The organism is Streptomyces sp. NPDC050504, from assembly GCF_044458065.1.
GTDB lineage: Bacteria > Actinomycetota > Actinomycetes > Streptomycetales > Streptomycetaceae > Streptomyces.
The window spans coordinates 1096714-1113005 of record NZ_JBITHO010000002.1 but is presented as its reverse complement, the minus strand read 5'-3'; the positions used below and the strand labels follow the sequence as shown (position 1 = coordinate 1113005).

General features: G+C 72.5%; 14 protein-coding genes. 9 read left to right on the top strand and 5 right to left on the bottom strand.

Annotated features, from left to right (window positions below):
* The first annotated feature begins 1 nt into the window (after nucleotide 1).
* Together ACIBNE_RS10905 and ACIBNE_RS10900 are read left to right on the top strand one after the other, a co-directional pair.
* Complete coding sequence (locus ACIBNE_RS10905) at nucleotides 2–778, top strand: DUF305 domain-containing protein (RefSeq protein ID WP_399271288.1); 777 nt, start codon at nucleotides 2–4, stop codon at nucleotides 776–778.
* Between the two features lie 100 nt (nucleotides 779–878).
* Nucleotides 879–1304 carry a CBS domain-containing protein gene (locus ACIBNE_RS10900; RefSeq protein ID WP_399271148.1) on the top strand — a complete coding sequence of 142 codons (426 nt, stop codon included), beginning with the start codon at nucleotides 879–881 and terminating at the stop codon, nucleotides 1302–1304.
* A gap of 134 nt (nucleotides 1305–1438) precedes the next feature.
* Here the strand turns inward: ACIBNE_RS10900 and ACIBNE_RS10895 are convergent, their stop codons facing one another.
* Nucleotides 1439–2275 carry an alpha/beta fold hydrolase gene (locus ACIBNE_RS10895; RefSeq protein WP_399271147.1) on the bottom strand — a complete coding sequence of 279 codons (837 nt, stop codon included), beginning with the start codon at nucleotides 2273–2275 and terminating at the stop codon, nucleotides 1439–1441.
* A 135-nt stretch (nucleotides 2276–2410) separates the two neighbouring features.
* On the bottom strand, nucleotides 2411–3874 hold the full coding sequence (locus ACIBNE_RS10890) for an APC family permease (RefSeq protein ID WP_399271146.1): 1464 nt from the start codon (nucleotides 3872–3874) through the stop codon (nucleotides 2411–2413).
* Between the two features lie 82 nt (nucleotides 3875–3956).
* On the opposite strand from ACIBNE_RS10890, the gene ACIBNE_RS10885 reads away from it, so the two are divergent.
* From ACIBNE_RS10885 to ACIBNE_RS10870, 4 genes are all read left to right on the top strand, one after another.
* Nucleotides 3957–4574, top strand: a complete 618-nt coding sequence (locus ACIBNE_RS10885; RefSeq protein ID WP_399271145.1) for a hypothetical protein — start codon at nucleotides 3957–3959, stop codon at nucleotides 4572–4574.
* Between the two features lie 105 nt (nucleotides 4575–4679).
* Nucleotides 4680–6356, top strand: coding sequence for a multicopper oxidase family protein (locus ACIBNE_RS10880; RefSeq protein ID WP_399271144.1), 1677 nt, complete (start codon nucleotides 4680–4682; stop codon nucleotides 6354–6356).
* A gap of 171 nt (nucleotides 6357–6527) precedes the next feature.
* Nucleotides 6528–7697 carry a DUF4190 domain-containing protein gene (locus tag ACIBNE_RS10875; RefSeq protein WP_399271143.1) on the top strand — a complete coding sequence of 390 codons (1170 nt, stop codon included), beginning with the start codon at nucleotides 6528–6530 and terminating at the stop codon, nucleotides 7695–7697.
* Between the two features lie 102 nt (nucleotides 7698–7799).
* Nucleotides 7800–9554 (top strand): NAD+ synthase, encoded by a 1755-nt coding sequence (locus ACIBNE_RS10870; RefSeq protein WP_399271142.1) that lies wholly within the window; start codon nucleotides 7800–7802, stop codon nucleotides 9552–9554.
* A gap of 268 nt (nucleotides 9555–9822) precedes the next feature.
* Here ACIBNE_RS10870 and ACIBNE_RS10865 read toward each other — a convergent pair whose 3' ends face one another.
* The 3 genes from ACIBNE_RS10865 to ACIBNE_RS10855 all read right to left on the bottom strand — a co-directional run bounded on the left by ACIBNE_RS10865 (nucleotide 9823) and on the right by ACIBNE_RS10855 (nucleotide 13305).
* Nucleotides 9823–10845 (bottom strand): endonuclease/exonuclease/phosphatase family protein, encoded by a 1023-nt coding sequence (locus ACIBNE_RS10865; protein WP_399271141.1) that lies wholly within the window; start codon nucleotides 10843–10845, stop codon nucleotides 9823–9825.
* A 169-nt stretch (nucleotides 10846–11014) separates the two neighbouring features.
* Nucleotides 11015–11647 carry a TetR/AcrR family transcriptional regulator gene (locus ACIBNE_RS10860; protein ID WP_399271287.1) on the bottom strand — a complete coding sequence of 211 codons (633 nt, stop codon included), beginning with the start codon at nucleotides 11645–11647 and terminating at the stop codon, nucleotides 11015–11017.
* Between the two features lie 29 nt (nucleotides 11648–11676).
* The gene (locus ACIBNE_RS10855; RefSeq protein WP_399271140.1) at nucleotides 11677–13305 is read right to left on the bottom strand and encodes an MFS transporter; all 1629 of its coding nucleotides are present in this window, start codon (nucleotides 13303–13305) and stop codon (nucleotides 11677–11679) included.
* 156 nt (nucleotides 13306–13461) lie between these two features.
* Between ACIBNE_RS10855 and panB the strand changes: the two genes are divergently transcribed.
* From panB to ACIBNE_RS10840, 3 genes are all read left to right on the top strand, one after another.
* On the top strand, nucleotides 13462–14325 hold the full coding sequence (panB, locus tag ACIBNE_RS10850; protein WP_399271139.1) for a 3-methyl-2-oxobutanoate hydroxymethyltransferase: 864 nt from the start codon (nucleotides 13462–13464) through the stop codon (nucleotides 14323–14325).
* A gap of 98 nt (nucleotides 14326–14423) precedes the next feature.
* Complete coding sequence (locus tag ACIBNE_RS10845; protein WP_399271138.1) at nucleotides 14424–15425, top strand: ATP-binding cassette domain-containing protein; 1002 nt, start codon at nucleotides 14424–14426, stop codon at nucleotides 15423–15425.
* Nucleotides 15422–16261, top strand: coding sequence for an ABC transporter permease (locus ACIBNE_RS10840; RefSeq protein WP_399271137.1), 840 nt, complete (start codon nucleotides 15422–15424; stop codon nucleotides 16259–16261). Before ACIBNE_RS10845 ends, ACIBNE_RS10840 begins: the two co-directional genes overlap by 4 nt.
* The last annotated feature ends 31 nt before the right edge of the window (nucleotides 16262–16292 follow it).

Below are 16292 nucleotides of genomic sequence, written 5' to 3'. Positions count from 1 at the left end.
CCTGACCCGTACGCACTGGGCCGCGGCGATCGCGGTGGTGCTCGCGCTGCTCTTCGCCGGGGCGGCGACGGTGGCGACCGCCGGGGAGGACGGCGACGGCGGGTCCGGCGCGCACGCGGCGCACACGCCGGGCGAGGCGTCCGCCGACGCGGGGTTCGCGCGGGACATGTCGGACCATCACCAGCAGGCGGTGGAGATGTCGTTCATCGTCCGGGACCGCACCCGCGACGAGGAGGTCCGCAGGCTGGCGTACGACATCGCCAACACGCAGGCGAACCAGCGCGGGATGATGCTGGGGTGGCTTGACCTGTGGGGGCTGCCGAAGGTGTCCATGAGCGGTGCGCCGATGGCCTGGATGGGATCGGGAGCGGCGTCGGGATCGGGGTCGGGGTCGGGGCCGGGGTCGGGGGCGCACTCCGGGCACGACATGCACGGCTCGTCGGGCGCTGCCAACGGCTCGGCGGGCGGCACGACCGGCTCGGCGGGCGGCGCGAAGGGCTCGGCGGGCGGCGCGAAGGGCTCGCTCATGCCCGGGATGGCCACCAAGGCCGAGCTCGCGCGGCTGCGGGCGTCGAGCGGACGGGCAGCCGAGGTGCTGTACCTCCAGCTGATGACCGACCACCACAAGGGCGGGGTCGCGATGGCCGAGGGCTGCGTACGGCTCTGCACGGTCGGCGTCGAGCGCGAACTCGCCCGGGGGATGGTCGACGCCCAGCGGTCCGAGCTGGACCTGATGGCTCAGATGCTGGTCAAGCGGGGTGCGAAGCCCCGGGGCTGACCCGTTTGGGCGAGTGCGGTCGCGTGGGCCGAACGGCCCACAGACGATGGGGTGGTCCCCCGGATCGAGAGACGAGTGATCGAGAGATGAGGACCACCCCATGACCACCGCACGAGACATCATGCACGCGGGCGCCCACTGGATCTCCTCGCACGAGACCCTGGACCGCGCGGCGCAGGTGATGCGCGACCACGACCTCGGGGCGCTGCCCATCTCCGCCAACGGCGACGAGGGGCGCATGGTCGGCATCCTCACCGACCGGGACATCGTCGTCGGGTGCGTGGCGATGGGCCACGACCCGTCGAAGGTCACCTGCGGCGACATGGCGAAGGGGACGCCCCGCTGGATCGACGCGGGGGCGGGGGTCGAGGAGGTGCTGGAGGAGATGCAGAGCCATCAGATCCGGCGGCTTCCGGTGGTGGCGGAGAAGCGGCTCGTGGGGATGATCAGCGAGGCGGATCTCGCGCGGCACCTGTCGGAGGAGCAGATCGCGGGGTGGGTGGAGAAGGTGTACGCGACGGGGTGAGGCCCGCGGGCGGCGGGGCGGAGTGTCGGGGCGGACGGGGCGGGGCGGACAGGGGTGGGGGTCGGCCCGCTGCGCGGGGCCGGTGGGCGCGTTCCGCGTGTGCCCCGCTCCCGCGCAGTTCCCCGCGCCCCCTTTCAGGGGCGCGGCGTCGTCAGGATGCTGGACGCCACCGCCTCCGGCGCGTCCAGCATCATCAGGTGGCCCGCCCCCGGCACGATCCGCAGGCGGGCGTCCAGGAGGTGCGCCAGTTCCCGCTGCCGGGTCGTCCAGCGGCGGCTGTCCGGCGCCGCGAGGACCGTCGTGGGCGCGAGCAGCGGACGGGCCGCCCGCAGCGCGAGCACCTGCGCGGCGACCGCCCGGTAGTGGGTGTTCTCCAGGAGCGCCCCGTTCAGCACGCGGGACGTGGCGTAGCACCGCCGTACCAGCTCGGCGGCCGCCGGGTCTCCCCCGCCCGTGCGCGAGAGCCGGACCGTCGCGCGCCGCGTCAGGGGGCCGAGCGCGGCGGGCGCCCCGGCCGCGCCGAGCGCCGCCCCCACGGCCCGCGCCGCCGCGGTGCGCAGCGCGGGCGCCCGCGGGGCCCGCGCGCGGCCCTCGACGCTGGAGTCGACGAGCACGAGCCCGGCGGTCCGCCCGGGGTGCAGCCGGGCGAACGCCTCCGCGTGGAACCCCGCGATGGAGTGCCCGACGACGGTCACCCGCTCCTTGCCCAGCCCCAGCGCGTCCAGGAGCCCGGCGATGCGGTGCGCCTCGCCGGACGCGGACGGCGGGACCTCGGCGGGCGCGGAGAGGCCGTGGCCGGGGCGGTCGAAGCGGACGACGGTGCGCCGGGGGGCGAGCAGCGGGACGACCGGGTCCCAGTCGAACCAGCTCATCGCCAGCCCCGCGCTCAGCACGCAGACCGGGCCCTCGCCCTCGACGACCACGTGGTGCGCCACCCCTCCGACCCGTATGAACTCCCCCGTGGACGCCACCGCTCCTCCTCCACCGCCGACCGCGCGAGTACCTCGGGCCAGCCTGTCACGAGCCGCCCCCGCAGGTCGTGTCCGCCCCCGGAGCCGTACCCGGAAGGGGTCACCCCGGCCCCCCGCCCCCCCGGCCCGAGCGCCTCACTCGATCTCGGGGTTGCCCCGCGTCGGGTCGCTCCGGTGGTCCGGGTGCACCCAGCTCGCCTTGCGGAACTTCAGCAGCCCCAGCGGGATGGCCAGGCCGAGCACCAGCAGGCCGCCGCCGACGATCAGCAGGAACCGCCAGAGCGGGCCGCTGCTGTAGTTGTCCGGCGGTACGAAGCCGATGAACAGCGCGGCGACCGACGCGACGAAGCCCGTGCCCGCGACGAGTTTCACCGCCGGCACCCGGAAGCCGCGCTCCACGCCCGGCTGGGTCGTGCGCAGCTTCACCACGGCGAGGAACATCAGCAGGTACGCGAGGAGGTAGATCTGGACCGTGATCACCGAGAACATCCAGTACGCGCTGGAGACGTTGTCGCTGAACGCGTACAGGAGGCCGATCAGGGTCGTCACCACGCCCTGCGCGATCATGATGTTCTGCGGCACGCCGTTCTTGTTGACCTTCTGGAGCGCCGGGGGCAGGTAGCCCTCCTGGCGGGCGAGCGCGACCAGGCCCTTGGAGGGGCCCGAGAGCCAGGTGAGCATGCCGCCGAGGGCGGCCATCACCAGCATGATGCCGACGACCTTGGTCATCCAGCCGACCGAGAAGTGGTCGAAGAACGCCTGGAACGCCTGCATCAGACCGGCCGTGAGGCTCAGCTCGCTCGACGGCATCACCCAGCTGATCGCCAGGGCCGGAAGGATGAAGATCAACAGGACGAGGCCGGTCGCCAGGAAGATCGAGCGCGGGTACTCGCTGCGCGGGTGGCGCAGCGACGAGACGTGGACGCCGTTCATCTCCATGCCCGCGTACGAGAGGAAGTTGTTGACGATCAGCACGAGCGAGGCGAGGCCGGTCCACGGCGGCAGCCAGTGGTCGGCGCTCATGGGCGCGGCCGAGGCGTTGCCCTGCCCGAGGAAGACGATGCCGAGCACGACGAGCAGGACGCCCGGGATCAGGGTGCCGATGACCAGGCCGAACGAGGAGAGTCCCGCGACGGTCCTGGTGCCGCGCGAGGAGACCCACACCCCGGTCCAGTAGATCGTGACGATCACGATCGCCACGTACAGGCCGTTCTCGGCGAGGCTCGGATCGATGACGTACGCGAAGGTCGACGCGACGTACGCGAGCAGGCTCGGGTAGTACGCGATGGTCATCGCGAACTGGCACCACACCGCGAGGAAGCCGAGCGGCTTGCCGAGCGCCTCGCTCACCCAGCGGTAGATGCCGCCCGACCAGCCGGACGCCAGCTCGGCGCCGACGAGTGCGGTGGGGAGCAGGAAGACGACGGCGGGGAGGAGGTAGAGGAAGATCGCGGCGAGGCCGTAGATCGCCATGGTGGGCGAGGGGCGCAGGCTCGCCACCGAGGCGGTGGTCATCAGCGCGAGGGTCACCCAGGAGATGAACTGCCGCTTGGTCCCGTCGTCCTGGACCTGACCCTCGGCCGTATCCGTGCTCGTCATGGGGCCATGATCGACGGGGCGGACGGAGCCCGCATGTCGACCGGCGCGCCGCTGGATACCCGGTGGGGGTAGGGTGCACGGCATGGCGGACGGAACGGGGAGCACGGGGTACGGGCAGCGGCTGCTGCTCCTCGTCGCGCTGCTGTTCGGGATCGTCACGATGCACACGGTGGGGCATCCGTCGGGGTCGCACGGGGCGGGGCCGGGGCACTCCGGCGCTGTTACGGAGAGCGGTGCTCTCGGTGCGGGTGGCGTTCTGGGTGTGAGCGGTGCTCTCGGCGTGAGCGGTGCTCTGGATGCGAGCAGTGCTCTCGACATGGGCGGTGCTCGCAGTGCGAGCGGTGCTCACAACGAGAGCGGTGCTTACAACGAGAGCGGTGCTCACGTCGCGAACAGTGCTCACGTCGCGAGCGGTGCTCTCCCGGCGGGCCAGAGCACCGCTCTCGGCGTAGAGCACCGCACCCCCGGCGACCGGTTCGGGAGCGCGGACTCCGGCGGCACCGGCATGGACCCGCTCTCCGTGTGCCTCGCCGTGCTCGTCGCCTGGGGCGCGGCCCTGCTCGTACGGATGCTGCTCGCCGCGCGTGCGCCCGGTTCGCGCACCGCGCCCGCCGCCCCGACGCGCCTGCCGCACGCGCTGTGGCCCCATCCCCCGCCCACGCGCACCGCCCTCGCCCGGCTGTCGGTGCTGCGGATCTAGGAGGAGTGCGTACGGGTGCCCGCGGAGCGACCGGCTCCGCACCCGCACCCGCGCGCTCCCCCGCCATCCGCAGATCACCCACACCCACACGAGGTGCACTCCGTCATGCGTTCCACCCAGCACACCCGCCGCGCCCTGCTCGGCGCCGGTCTCGCGATCGCCGGGACCGGGGTCCTCTCCGCCTGTTCCGACGGGTCGGGCGGCTCCGGCCAGTCCGCCACGTCCGGCGGCCACGGCGCCGGCCACGGCAGCGGCTCCGGCTCCGGCTCCGGCTCCGGACAGGGCGCCGCGCCCGAGGGCTTCGTCGACCCCGCGGGCCCCGAGGTCGCCGCCGCCGAGGCGAAGCGCGGCAGGCCAGGCCCCGTGCGCGAGGTCCGGCTCACGGCGACCGCCGCCACCGTCGACCTGGGCGCGGGCCGTACCGTCAAGACCTGGGCGTACGGCGACGCGCTGCCCGGCAAGGAGGTCCGCGTCACCGCGGGCGACACCCTCGCGCTCACCCTCGCCAACCACCTCCCCCAGGCCACCTCCCTGCACTGGCACGGCCTCGCGCTGCGCAACGACATGGACGGCGTGCCGGGCCTGACCCAGCAGCCGGTCAAGCCCGGCGCGGAGTTCGCGTACCGCTTCAAGGTGCCGCACCCCGGCACGTACTGGTTCCACCCGCACTCCGGCGTCCAGCAGGACCGCGGCCTGTACGCGCCGCTGATCGTCGAGGACCCGAAGGAGCCCCTGAAGTACGACAAGGAGTGGACGGTCGTGCTCGACGACTGGGTCGACGGGGTGGACGGCTCCACCCCGGACGCGGTCCTCGCCGAGCTGCGCAAGGGCATGGGCGCGGGCGCGGGGATGGACCACGGCTCGGGGCACGACATGTCGGGGCACGGGATGACGGGGCACGGGATGACGCGGTCGTCCGCGCGGTCCCCCGAGAAGCCCGAGCCCTCGCCCTCCCGCATGCTCATGGGCGCCAGGAGCGACGTCCTGGGCGGCGACGCGGGCGACGTCGCGTATCCGCACTACCTGATCAACGGCCGTACGCCCGAGGCCCCTTCGTCCTTCGCGGCCGAGCCGGGGGACCGCATCCGGCTGCGCATCGTCAACGCGGGCGGCGACACCGCGTTCCGCGTCGCGCTCGGCGGCCACGAGATGACGGTCACCCACACGGACGGCTTCCCGGTGCGGGAGGCGAAGACGGACGCGCTGCTGCTCGGCATGGGCGAGCGGTACGACGTGCTGGTCACGGCGGGCGACGGGGTCTTCCCGCTCACCGCGGTCGCCGAGGGCAAGAAGGAGGCGGCGCTGGCCCTGCTGCGTACGGCTCCGGGCGCGGCGCCCGCCGCTTCCGTGCGCCCGCGCGAGCTGTCCGGCAGGCTGCTGACCGCCGACAGGCTGCGCGCGGCCGACGCGGTGGCGCTCCCGGCGCGCAGGCCGGACCGCACGGTCCGGATCCGACTGACGGGCGGGATGGCGAAGTACGACTGGGCCTTCGACGGCAAGCCGTACGCGCCCGACCAGCGGCATCCGGTGGAGGCGGGCGAGCGGGTCAGGCTGGAGTTCACCAACGCCACCGCCATGTGGCACCCGCTGCACCTGCACGGCCACACCTTCGCCCTGGCGAACACACCCGGCGGGCCGCGCAAGGACACGGCGGTGATCCTGCCGAACGGCAGGCTGACGGTGGACTTCGACGCGGACAACCCCGGCCTGTGGATGATCCACTGCCACAACGTGTACCACTCGGAGTCCGGGATGATGACGGTGCTGGGGTACCGGCGCTGAGCCGACGGCCGAGCGGCCGGGGCACGGGGCGGCGGACCCACAGGGCCTGCCGCCCCGGCCCCGGCGACCGTAAAAGGGGCGTGGGGGGCCGGGTGGGGGCCCTGTAATGTCGCCAGGAATCGAAAAGTCGAACCTGTATTCGCCTTGCCCCATACTCTCCGAGGACCACGCATGCCCCAGCCGCCCACCCCCTCCGAACCGGACCCGTGGGCGCCGCCCCAGGGGGAGCCCCGGAAGCAGCCGATCGATCTCGTGAAGTCGACCCCGAGCCCGGAGCCGGACCGGGAGCCTGACCCGTCAGAGTCCGCCCCCGACCCGTCGGGGATCGCCCCGGACCCGTCGGGGGCCGATCAGGGGTACGGGCAGGGGGCCGGGCAGGGGGCCGCTCAGGGATACCCGCCGTACCCCTACGGCGCCGCCCCGCACTCCCCGTACGGCCACCCCCCGTACGGCCACTCCCCGTACGGCCACCCCCCGATGCCGTACCCGGCGCAGGCCCCGCGCAACGGGATGGGCGTCACCGCCCTGGTCCTGGGCATCACCGGCAGCGTCCTCGGCATCCTGGTCATCTTCTTCTGGCTGAGCTGGATCCCGGCGCTACTGGCCGTGGTCTTCGGCTTCATCGGCCTGAGTCAGGCCAAGAAGGGCCTCGCCACCAACCGGGGCATGGCCCTGGCCGGCACGATCCTGGGCGGAGTCGGCCTCCTGTTCTCCGGCGCGGGAGGGACGCTGCTCGTGGCGGGCCACTACTGGGGCGACGGAGAGGGCTCCATCATCGAGGTGTCGGGCGGGGACGACTCCTCTGACGACCCCTCGGATGACTCGGACGCCCCTTCGGACGAGCCCACCGACAAGGAGCCCACCGAGGCGGAGAAGCGGCTGGCCGAGCTGGAGGCCTCCCGTGCCGCCGAGGCGCGGGAGGAGGCCGAGGCCGCGAAGCCCAAGGCGTGGGGCACCACCTACACGTACCCGAACGGCGTATCGATCAAGGTCGGCAAGCCCGAGCCCTACACCGCGAGCGGCACCGCGGCCGGGCACACCGACGGCTACAAGACGTACACGGTGAAGATCACGATGACGAACGGCTCGAAGGAGAAGTTCGACTCCCTGTACGCGATCCCGCGCTTCATGGACGCCGACGACGCCGAGGTCCAGAACGTCTTCGACGGGGACGTGCCCGTCTCGTTCCGCGGGGCCCTGCACCCCGGCAAGTCCAAGACCGGCACGTTCGCCTTCGACCTGCCGCCGGAGGCGGCCGGGACGGCGAAGGCGGAGATGTCGCCGGGCGTCGGATACGCCGAGGCCATCTGGTCGGGCCCGACCGGGCAGCCCCCTCAGTAGCCCCCTCACCAGCCCCCCACGGGGGCGGCGCTCCGAAGCCGCCGGCACGTCTCGCGGCAGTCCGCCAGGACATCGCGTCGCTCTGACGATTACACTGGGCGCGTGCCTCAACTACGACTCGCCCTGAACCAGATCGACTCCACCGTCGGCGACCTCGCCGCCAACTCCGAGGCGGTCGTGCACTGGACCCGGCACGCCGCCGAGCAGGGTGCGCACCTCGTCGCGTTCCCGGAGATGGTGCTGACCGGCTACCCGGTCGAGGACCTCGCCCTGCGCTCCTCCTTCGTCGAGGCCTCGCGCGCCGCGCTCACCGCGCTCGCGGCGCGCCTGGCCGACGAGGGCTTCGGGGAGCTGCCGGTGGTCGTCGGCTACCTCGACCGCTCCGAGAAGGCCCAGCCCAAGTACGGCCAGCCCGCGGGCGCCCCGCGGAACGCGGCGGCGGTGCTGCACGGCGGCCGGGTGGTCCTGTCCTTCGCCAAGCACCACCTGCCGAACTACGGGGTGTTCGACGAGTTCCGGTACTTCGTGCCGGGCGATTCGATGCCCGTCGTACGGGTACGGGGCGTGGACGTGGCCCTCGCGATCTGCGAGGACCTGTGGCAGGACGGCGGCCGGGTACCCGCGACGCGCTCGGCGGGCGCGGGCCTGCTGGTGTCCATCAACGCCTCGCCGTACGAGCAGAACAAGGACGACACGCGCCTCGAACTGGTCCGCAAGCGCGCCCAGGAGGCGGGCTGCACCCTCGCGTACCTCGCGATGATCGGCGGCCAGGACGAGCTGGTCTTCGACGGGGACTCGATCGTCGTCGACAAGGACGGCGAGGTCGTCGCGCGCGCCCCGCAGTTCGCCGAGGGCAGCGTGATCCTGGACCTGGAGCTGCCCGCGGCGGCCGCGGACGCGCCGACGGGCGTGGTGGACGACGGGCTCGTCATCGACCGCGTGGTCATCTCCGAAGAGCCGGTCCCGGCGTACGAGCCGGAGCTGACGGGCGGGTACGCGGAGCGTCTCGACGACGACGAGGAGGCGTACACCGCACTGGTGGTGGGCCTGCGGGCGTACGCCGCGAAGAACGGTTTCAGCTCGGTGCTGATCGGCCTCTCGGGCGGCATCGACTCGGCGCTGGTCGCGGCGATCGCCTGCGACGCGCTGGGCGCGGCGAACGTGTACGGCGTCTCGATGCCGTCCAAGTACTCCTCCGACCACTCCAAGGGCGACGCGGCGGAGCTGGCCCGGCGGACCGGGCTGAACTACCGGACCGTGGCGATCGAGCCGATGTTCGACGCGTACATGGGGTCGCTGGGGCTGACCGGGCTCGCCGAGGAGAACCTCCAGTCGCGGCTGCGCGGCACGACGCTGATGGCGATCTCCAACCAGGAGGGCCAGATCGTGCTGGCGCCCGGCAACAAGTCGGAGCTGGCGGTGGGGTACTCGACGCTGTACGGCGACTCGGTGGGCGCGTACGGGCCGATCAAGGACGTGTACAAGACGTCGGTGTTCCGGCTCGCGCGGTGGCGCAACCGGGCGGCCGAGGAGCGGGGGCAGGTGCCGCCGATCCCCGAGAACTCGATCTCCAAGCCGCCGAGCGCGGAGCTGCGGCCCGGTCAGGTCGACACGGACTCGCTGCCGGACTACGAGGTCCTGGACGCGGTCCTGGCGATGTACGTGGACCGGGACCTGGGGGCGGACGCGATCGTGGCGGCCGGGTTCGAGGAGGAACTGGTCGCCCGGACGCTGCGGATGGTGGACACGGCGGAGTACAAGCGGCGGCAGTACCCGCCGGGTACGAAGATCTCGCCGAAGGGGTTCGGGAAGGACCGGCGGCTGCCGATCACCAACCGGTGGCGCGAGCGCGCCTGACGGCGCGGGCGGGTGGGGGCGGGGCCTTGCGGGGTGCCCGTTGCCCGGGGGCGCCGTCTTTCGCCTGCGGCGGGCCGCCCCCCACCCCGCCCCTTCCCGAAACCCTGCCGGGGGCGCCAAAAGATTCGCGCAGTTCCCCGCGCCCCTTTAAGGGGCGCGGGGAACTGCGCAGTCTTCGGCGGGGGCTGGGGCAGCGCCCCAGTTTCGGGAAGGGGCGGGTAGGGGAACGCCCCGCGCAGCGGAACCCGCGCCGTCCCCCCGCCCGCCGCTACAGGCGGACCCGGGCCGCGATCGGCAGGTGGTCGCTCTTCGTCGCCGGGAGCGTCCAGGACGACACCGGGTCCACGTTCCGCACCATGATCTGGTCGATCCGCGCCATCGGGAACGACGCGGGCCAGCTGAAGCCGAAGCCGTCGCCCGCCGCGCCCTGCGTGGACCGCATCTGCGCCGTGACCCCGTTCAGCGCGCGGTCGTTCATCGTGCCGTTCAGGTCCCCGAGCAGGACCACCCGCTCCACGGGCTCCCGCTTGATCGCCTCGCCCAGCGCGTCCGCGCTGTTGTCGCGCTGGTTGGCGGTGAAGCCCGCGTGCACCTTCACCCGTACGGACGGCAGGTGGGCGACGTACACCGCGACGGGGCCCTTGGGCGTCGTGACGGTGGAGCGCATCGCGCGCGTCCAGCCCATCTGGATGTCGACGGGCCGGGTGTCGCTCAGCGGGTACTTGCTCCACAGGCCGACCGTGCCCTGCACGGAGTGGTGGGGGTAGGTGGCCGCCAGGGCCTCCTGGTACGTCCCGACCTTGCCGCTCGGCAGTTCTTCGAGGGCCAGGACGTCCGCGCCGGACGCCGCGACCTCACGGGCCGTGCCCGCCGGATCGGGGTTGTCGGCGTTGACGTTGTGCGTGGCGACCGTGAGGTCGCCGCCCGAGCCCGACTTGTCGAAGAGCAGGCCGCCGAAGAGGTTGAGCCAGACGGAGACCGGGAGCACCACGGCGATCAGCGCGGTCGCCGAGCGGCGCCACACCGCGAGGGCGAGCAGCAGCGGGATCAGGACCCCGAACCAGGGCAGGAACGTCTCCGACAGGCTGCCCAGGTTGCCGATCTTGTTGGGGATCTCCGCGTGGAACGCCATGACCAGCGTCAGCAGGACCGCGCCCGCCGCTGTCACCAGTCCGCGCCGCCAGATGCCCCGGTTGCCGCGCAGCCGTTCCAGCAGGGTCCGGAGCCTGGACCCGGTGGGCTGGGGCTCCGTGCCGCCGCTGTCCGTTTCCGTGCTGTACGCCTGCGTCATCGCTGCCCTCACTGCCTTGCCCACTTGCCGCCGCCCCTGGTCCGCCCCCGACACTAGGCGATGACCGGCACGGCCGTACTGTCGGCAGGACGTCGGGGCACGGCGCACAGTTCCCGCAGGTGGGACGGGTCACGACGCTGTGACAGAACCCGGACGAAGCGGTCATTCGTCAGCCGGGTGGGCGTACCCCCCGTAGTGCCGCGTCCACGATCTGCTCCGCCAGGTCGTCGGGGAGCGGTGTGTCGGGGCGCACGACGGTGCGCATCAGCATGGGGCCCACGACGAGGTCGTTGACCAGTTCCAGGTCGAGGTCGGCGCGGATCTCGCCGGCGTCGACGGCGCGCCGCAGCACGTCCAGCATCATGCGGCGGCGCGGTTCGATCACGGTGGTGTGGTAGGCCTTCCAGAGCTTGGGGTAGCTCAGCATCTGCGCGTGCACGTTGTGCAGCAGCAGCGAGGAGCGCTTGGCGAGGCCGCGCTGCCGCAGCGCCTCCAGGAAGGCGATCATGTCGTCGCGGAGCGAGGTGCCGGGGAGCTTCGGGTCGGGCGGCTCGATGTCGGCGAGCACGTCGACGAAGAGCTCTTCCTTGCCCTTCCAGCGGCGGTAGATGGTGGCCTTGCCGACGCCCGCGGTGCGGGCGATGCGCTCGATGGACAGCTCGGCCAGCGGCACGCCCTCCTCGAAGAGCTTCACCACCGCTTCGAGGATGGAGCGCTCGACGGCCTCGCTGCGCGGTCGCCCGCGCCGCGCCGTCTCGGCGTCCCCCGCGTCCCCGGCCTTCCGCCCCGCATCGCCCCGCACGTCCTCAGCCCCTCGCTCCACCGGTCACGTCACTCCGTGCCGATTGTCGCCGACCGGGGCCGTTCCTCCGCTCCTCCCCCGGTTCCGCCCGGTGCCGCGGCCGTCCTGCCGGGCAGGAACAGCGCCACGACGGCCGCGCCGACCAGTGCGACCGCCGCCGAGCCGATCGCCGTGACGTGCATCGCGTCGATGAACGCGGCGTGCGCGGGCGCGATCAGCACGTCGCCTGCGGGGCCCAGCTTCTCGGCCACCGCGAGGGTGCCCTCGATCGACTCGCCCGCGGCCTCGCGCGCGCCCGCGGGCAGGGCGGTGAGCCCGTCCAGGTGCCCCTCGATCTCGCCGCGGTACGTCGTGGAGAGCAGCGAGCCCAGTACGGCGACCCCGAGCGCGCCGCCGACCTGCCGGAACGTGTTGTTGACCGCGGACCCTGAGCCCGCCTTCTCGCGCGGCAGCGACTGCATGATCGAGACGGTGACCGGCGGCATGATGTGCGCCATGCCGGCGCCCTGCACGAAGAAGACGACTTCCAGGACCCACAGCGGGGTGTCGGCGTCGAAGAAGGCGAAGCAGGCCAGGCCGAGCGCGACGGCGAGCATGCCCGCGGTGCACACCGCGCGGGCCCCGAACCGCTCGACGACCAGCCGGGTGCGCGGCGCGAACACCATCTGGGCGACGGCGAGCGGCAGGATCAGCAGGCCGGATTCGAGCGCGCTGTGGCCGCGTACCGACTGGAGGTAGAACGCGGAGAAGAAGGTGACGCCCATCAGGGCGAAGAAGACCAGCGCGATGGCGGCGACGGCCGCGGAGAACGCGGGCTTCTTGAAGTACGAGACGTCCAGGGCCGGGTGTTCGGCGCGCTTCTCGTACAGCACGAAGGCGACCAGCACCGCGAGGCCGCCGAGGCTCGGGAGCAGCACGGAGGGGGCCGTGAAGTCGGCGAGTTCGCCGCCGCGGATGATGCCGTACACCAGCAGGACCAGGCCGACGACGGAGAGGGCGACGCCGATCGGGTCGAGGCGGCCGGGCTTGGGGTCCTTGGAGTCGGGGACGAGCCAGACCGTCAGGGCGAGCGCGATCAGCACGACGGGGACGTTGACCAGGAAGACCGAGCCCCACCAGAAGTGTTCGAGCAGGACGCCGCCCGTGATGGGGCCGATCGCGATGGCGAGGCCGACGCCGCCCGCCCAGATGCCGATGGCCTTGGGCTGCTCGTCGCGCTCGAAGACGTTCATCAGGACGGCGAGGGTGGCGGGCATCACGAAGGCCGCGCCGAAGCCCATCAGCGCGCGGTAGGCGATGAGCTCGCCGGGCGATCCGGACATGGCGGCGAGCGCGGACGCGGCGCCGAAGACGGCGATGCCGAAGAGCATGACCTTCTTGCGGCCGAGCCGGTCGCCGAGCAGGCCCGAGGTGAACAGCAGGCCCGCGAAGACCAGCGTGTAGGAGTTGATGGCCCATTCGAGCTCGCTCTGGGTGGCGCCGAGGCCGGTGGGCCCGGGGGCCGCGATGGTCTTCACCGCCACGTTCAGGATCGAGTTGTCCAGTACGACGATGAGCAGGCTCAGCATGAGCACGCCGAGGACGGCCCAGCGCCTGCGGTGCACGGCCTCGGGTATCCGGGGGCCCTGGTCGGCGGCCGGTGGTGCGGTGTCGGTCATGGCGACAGCCTAGATCAATTCCGATACGAGACCGTCTCGTATTTGAAAGTCTTTACCCGGGGCTCCCCCTTTCCGTCCACTGGCACGAGGTGCCACCATGGATGTGATCCGGGGACGCCGTCAGGGCGCCTCGAGATGACGAAGGAGCCGTTCACCATGACGCTTCAGGCTGCCCAGAAGCAGTCCGACAGCAGCAGCAAGGCGCTGTACGGAGGCAAGGGCACACGCCGCATCACCGTCCACGACATCGCCGCCGCCAAGCAGCGCGGCGAGAAGTGGCCGATGCTCACCGCCTACGACGCGATGACCGCGTCGGTCTTCGACGAGGCCGGGATCCCGGTCGTGCTCGTCGGCGACTCGATGGGCAACTGCCACCTCGGCTACGAGACGACCGTGCCGGTCACCCTCGACGAGGTCGCGATCCTCTCCGCCGCCGTCGTGCGCGGCACCAGGCGCGCGCTGGTCGTCGGGGACCTCCCCTTCGGCTCGTACCAGGAGGGGCCCGTCCAGGCCCTGCGCAGCGCCACCCGGCTGGTCAAGGAGGCCGGGGTCGGCGCGGTCAAGCTGGAGGGCGGCGAGCGCTCGCTGGCCCAGACCGAGATGCTGGTGAGCTCCGGCATCCCCGTCATGTCCCACCTGGGCCTGACCCCGCAGTCCGTGAACACCATGGGCTACCGGGTGCAGGGCCGCGCCGACGAGGACGCCCACCGGCTGCTGCGCGACGCCAAGGCGGCGCAGGACGCGGGCGCGTTCGCGCTCGTCCTGGAGCTCGTACCGGCCGAACTGGCCGCCGAGGTCACCCGCTCGCTGCACATCCCGACCATCGGCATCGGCGCCGGGCCGGGCACCGACGCGCAGGTCCTCGTCTGGACCGACATGGCCGGGCTGACCGGCGGCAAGGTGCCGCGCTTCACCAAGCAGTACGCGAACCTCCGCCAGACCCTCGGGGACGCGGCGCGGGCCTTCGCCGACGACGTCGCCGGCGGGGCGTTCCCCGCCGAGGAGCACACCTTCCACTAGCCACTCCCGGTACGACCGACAGCCCGCCGACTCCCCCATCGGCGGGCTGTCGGCAGCCTGTCGCCGCGCTGTCGGCGGGCGCTGGTGTCCTTGGGGACATGGAACGAATCGACAAGACGCCCCACGCCGTGGAAGTGCGGGGGCTGGTCAAGCACTACGGCGGGACCAAGGCCCTGGACGGGGTCGACCTGGACGTGCGCGAAGGCACCGTCCTCGGCGTGCTCGGCCCCAACGGCGCGGGCAAGACCACGCTGGTACGGGTGCTGTCCACGCTCGTCAGGCCGGACGCGGGAAGCGCCCGCGTCGCCGGGTACGACGTGCTGACCCAGCCCCGGCAGCTGCGCCGCACCATCGGGCTCACCGGACAGTACGCGTCGGTCGACGAGAAGCTCTCCGGCTGGGAGAACCTCTACATGATCGGCCGGCTGCTCGACCTGTCCCGCGCCGCCGCCCGGCGCAGGGCCGACGAGATGCTGGAGCGGTTCTCCCTCACGGAGGCCGCAAGGCGCCCGTCGGGCACCTACTCCGGCGGCATGCGGCGCCGCCTCGACCTGGCCGCCTCCATGATCGGCAGCCCCGCGGTGCTCTACCTCGACGAGCCGACCACGGGCCTCGACCCCAGGACCCGCAACGAGGTCTGGGACGAGGTGCAGCGGATGGTCGCCGAGGGCGCCACCGTGCTGCTCACCACCCAGTACATGGAGGAGGCCGAGCAGCTCGCGAACGAACTGACGGTCATCGACAAGGGCCGGGTCATCGCCAGCGGCGGCGTCGACGAGCTGAAGGCGCGCGTCGGCGGCCGGACCCTGGAGGTCCGCCCCGCCGACCCCGCCGAGCTGCCGCGGATGGCGCAGGCGCTGCGCGAGTCCGGCCTCGACGGCGTCGCGGGCTCCTCCGCCGTGCCGGACGAGAACCTGCTGCGCGTGCCGATCCTCAGCGACGAGCAGCTGACCGCCGTGGTCGCGCTGTTCGCCGCGCGCGGCTTCGGCATCGCCCACATCGGCACCCACCTGCCCAGCCTCGACGAGGTGTTCCTGGCCATCACCGGCCCGGAGCGGACCGTCGCCCCGAACCACGCACCCCAGGAGGTCGCGGCATGAGCGCGGCAACGCTTCACGCGGACCCGGCCGCGCCCGGCCGCCCCGCCGACGACGTGCGCATCGGGCTGCGCGGCAACCTGCGCCACATCGGCGCCCTGGTCCGCAGGAACCTGCTCCAGATCAAGCAGGACCCCGAGTCGATGTTCGACGCGGTGCTGCTGCCGATCGTCTTCGTGCTGCTCTTCACGTACGTCTTCGGCGGGTCCGTCGGCGCGAGCCTGGGCGGCGGCCGGGAGGAGTACCTGAAGTACATCGTCCCCGGCCTGATGGCGATGATGAGCGTCAACATCGCGACCGCGGTCGGCGTCGGCATGAACGACGACTTCCGCAAGGGCGTCATGGACCGCTTCCGCACGATGCCGATCTCCAAGTACTCGGTGATCGTCGCGAAGATCGTCGTGGAGGTCGGCCGGATGCTGATCGCCTCGGCGATCCTGCTGGCCTTCTCGTTCCTCATCGGCTTCGAGCTGGAGGGCCCGGTCCTCGGGCTGCTCGCCTCCGTGGCGCTCGCCGCGGTGTTCGGCTCCGCCATCATGTGGATCTTCATCCTGCTCGGTCTCTCCCTCAAGACGTCCCAGGCGGTCCAGGGAATGGGGTTCCTGGTGCTGATGCCCCTGCAGTTCGGCTCGTCGATCTTCGCCCCGCCGACCACGATGCCCGGCTGGCTCCAGACGTTCACCGACTACAACCCGCTGTCCAACATGGCCGACGCGGCGCGCGCCCTGATGTCCGGCGGTTCCGCCGCGCACTCGGTGTGGCTGACGCTGGCCTGGTCGGCGGGGATCACGGTGGCGGTCGCGCCGTTCGCCGTCGCCAAGTTCCGCAAGAAGACGTGACGCGGGACGGACGGGGGTACGGGCAGGGCCC